The 3,019-nt window shown below is 71.3% G+C and carries 3 protein-coding genes; 2 read left to right on the top strand and 1 reads right to left on the bottom strand.

The window, feature by feature from the left end:
• Both G6031_RS17690 and G6031_RS17685 read left to right on the top strand, forming a co-directional pair.
• Positions 1-762: nucleoside-diphosphate sugar epimerase (locus G6031_RS17690; protein WP_182653975.1), on the top strand; the 762-nt coding region annotated here is incomplete at its 5' end.
• On the top strand, positions 759-1,892 hold the full coding sequence (locus tag G6031_RS17685) for a lysophospholipid acyltransferase family protein (RefSeq protein ID WP_182641539.1): 1,134 nt from the start codon (positions 759-761) through the stop codon (positions 1,890-1,892). The genes G6031_RS17690 and G6031_RS17685, both read left to right, overlap by 4 nt.
• A 36-nt stretch (positions 1,893-1,928) precedes the next feature.
• Here G6031_RS17685 and G6031_RS17680 read toward each other — a convergent pair whose 3' ends face one another.
• Positions 1,929-2,987 (bottom strand): HAD-IB family hydrolase, encoded by a 1,059-nt coding sequence (locus G6031_RS17680; protein ID WP_179523385.1) that lies wholly within the window; start codon positions 2,985-2,987, stop codon positions 1,929-1,931.
• Positions 2,988-3,019 lie beyond the last annotated feature (32 nt).

Raw genomic sequence — 3,019 nt, 5'->3', positions numbered from 1 at the left:
GAGGACATGGCGGCCCGCCGCCAACCCAGCGGCGGCATCCCCCTGGACCACCTGTCGGTCGAGGGTTACGTGCGCGGGATGTCCCGCAAACGGCCGGACATCGAGGTGACGATCCTGCGGATCCCCGCGATCCTCGGACTGCCCGAACCCACGGTGTTCGGGGAGCTGCTGGCGCCGTCGATCTCCCCGGTGCTGGCGGGCTACGACCCCCGCATCCAGTTGCTGCACCCCCAGGACGCGCTCGACGCCCTCCTGCACGCCACGATGGGCGCCGCGCCGGGGACGTTCAACATCGCCGGCGAGGGGATCCTCACGCTCACCCAGGCCATCCGGCGGGCCGGGCACGTCCCGCTGCCGGTTCCGCCGCAGACGTTCAAGCTGGCCGTGCGGCTGCTGTCCAGTCAGGGCCTGCGCGACGTCGGGGCCTCGCAGCTTCGGTACCTGCGCTTCGGGCGCGCTGTGGACACCACGCGCATGCGCGAGGAGTTCGGCTTCACGCCCCGGTACTCCACCGAGGAGGCACTGCACGCCTACCTGGTCGACTCCGGCACCGAACCGCTCATCACCCGCGCCACGCTCGAGCGCAAGACCGCCAAGATCGCCGCCATGCTCCCCGCGCCGGTGGCCGACCGGCTGCGCGCGGGAGTGGACACCACGCTGTGCGAGCTCGAGGCGATCGGCGCGCTGCCCGATCCGAACGAGCCCGATCCGAACGAGCCCGATCCGAACGAGCCCGATCCGAGCAAGGAGGAGGCGCTGTGAGGGGCCCCGAATTCGACCTGAGCCAGCCACTCGGTGGGCCTCGCTGGGGGGAGGGCCGCCGCGACTCGCGGAGCGACCGCATCGTGGGCGAGGGCTTCCTCGGCGCCACCAGCCACAGCGACGCCGCCGCCACCGAGATCGGACGGATCGTCGACCGGTTCCTCACCTCGGTGCGTGACACTCTCGGCCAGGTGATGGAGGCGCTGCCCGTCGACGCCGAGATGTTGGGTCCCGTCCGTGAGGTCGCGCGGGGTGTCGACGTGATGCTCGCGACCGGCGACGTCAGCGCGCTGTCGGGGCTCGTCGACGCCATCAACGGTGTCGGCGAGCTGATCGCCACGCGCGTGACCGGTGGTTACGAGGTCGACGAGTTCGGCTTCGACGAGCACTTCCACAGCACAGTGTGGCTGCCGATGTGGCGACCGCTGTTCGAGCACTGGTTCCGGGTCGAGGTGATCGGCGCCGAGAACATCCCCGCTGAGGGCGCCGGGCTGATCGTCTCCAACCACGCCGGGGTCCTGCCGTTGGACGCGATGATGACCACGGTGGCCGTCCACGACCACTCGGGCCGCGCCCTGCGGCTGCTGGCCGCCGACCTGGCGATGACGCTGCCGGTCTCCGCACCGCTGGCGCGACGGGCCGGGGCGACCCTGGCCTGCGCTGCCGACGCCGAACGCCTGCTCGAGAGCGGACACGTGGTGGCGGTGTGGCCCGAGGGCTACAAGGGTCTGGGCAAGCCGTTCTCGGACCGCTACCGGCTGCAACGCTTCGGCCGCGGTGGGTTCGTGTCCACGGCGCTGGACGCCGGCGCGCCGATCATCCCGTGCTCGGTGGTGGGCTCGGAGGAGATCTACCCCAAGATCGGCGAGTTCTCCCCGCTGGCGCGGCTGCTGGGTGTCCCGTACCTGCCCATCACGCCGACGTTCCCCCTGCTCGGCGGCCTGGGCGGCATCCCGCTGCCCACCAAGTGGACCATCGAGTTCGGCGAGCCCATCGAGACCTCCCACCTCGGCCCGGACGCCGGCGACGACCCGATGATCGTCTTCGAGATCACCGACCAGGTCCGCGAGACCATCCAGAACACCCTGTTCCGGAACCTCGCGCGCCGCGGGAGCGTCTTCTTCGGCTGATCCGCCCGGCCGCTCGGGGCCCGGCCGCGAGTCGTCTCAGAACATCCGTCGGATCTGGCCGATCGTCCGCGCGCCGTACGAGGACTTCACGGCCGCCCGGGCTCCGGCGAGCCCGCCCACCGCGAGCACGCCCGGGACCGCCTTCTTGGCGGCCTTGCGCACCGTGCGGAAGTCCTTGATGTCCCAGCCGTTCTCCGAGGCGTACTTGCGCAGCCGCCCGTCCGGGTTGATCGCGACCGGGTTGCCGACCATCGTGAGCATCGGCATGTCGTTGAAGCTGTCGGAGTACGCGTAGCACTTGGACAGATCGAAACCCTCGGCCTCGGCGAGGTTGGAGATGGCGTGCGCCTTGCCGGGCCCGTGCAGGATGTCGCCCACCAGCCGGCCGGTGTACACCCCGTCCTCCTCCTCGGCCACGGTGCCGAGCGCACCCGAGAGCCCGAGCCGCGACGCGATCACCCGCGCGAGCATGACCGGCGTGGCGGTGACCAGCCACACCTGCTGGCCGGCGTCGAGGTGCATCTGCACCAGCGAGCGCGTGCCCGGCCAGACGCGGTCGAGCATCGAGGTGTCCACGACCTCCTCGCTCAACGCGGTCAGCTCGGCGACGGTGTGGCCCTTGACGAAGCTCAGCGCCTTGTCTCGGCCCGCGGCCACGTCGTCGGCGTTCTCCTTGCCGGAGACCCGGAACTTGACCTGCGACCACGCCATCGACGCCACGTCCTGCGCCGTGAAGAACTTGTGTTTGGCCAGCCCGCGCGCCAGCAGGATGATCGAGGCGCCCTGGATCAGGGTGTTGTCCACGTCGAAGAACGCCGCGGCCTGCGGGTCGGGGACGAACCGCGTGTCGGCGTGGTCGTCGTGGTCCTCGGTGGTCGTGGCGTCGGCCAGCGGGGGACCGGGCTCGGCGCCGGGCTCGAGCTTGACCGCGTTCCTGGCCGAGGCCTCGCCGGCGACGCGCTGGTCGCGGGCGTTGCGCCGGCGCCAGACCAGCCGCCCGATCGCACTGGTGACGTCCGCTCGTCCGGGCAGCCGGAGACCGTTGCCTCCGGTGTCGGAATCGGACTCGTCGGTGGCGTCGGTGTGGTCGTTCACCGGGTGGACCTCCTAGTGGGGGTGGGACCCCA

This window comes from Dietzia sp. CQ4, assembly GCF_014145125.1.
In the GTDB taxonomy this organism is placed as follows: Bacteria; Actinomycetota; Actinomycetes; order Mycobacteriales; family Mycobacteriaceae; genus Dietzia; species Dietzia natronolimnaea.
This window is presented reverse-complemented; position numbering and strand designations above follow the sequence as displayed.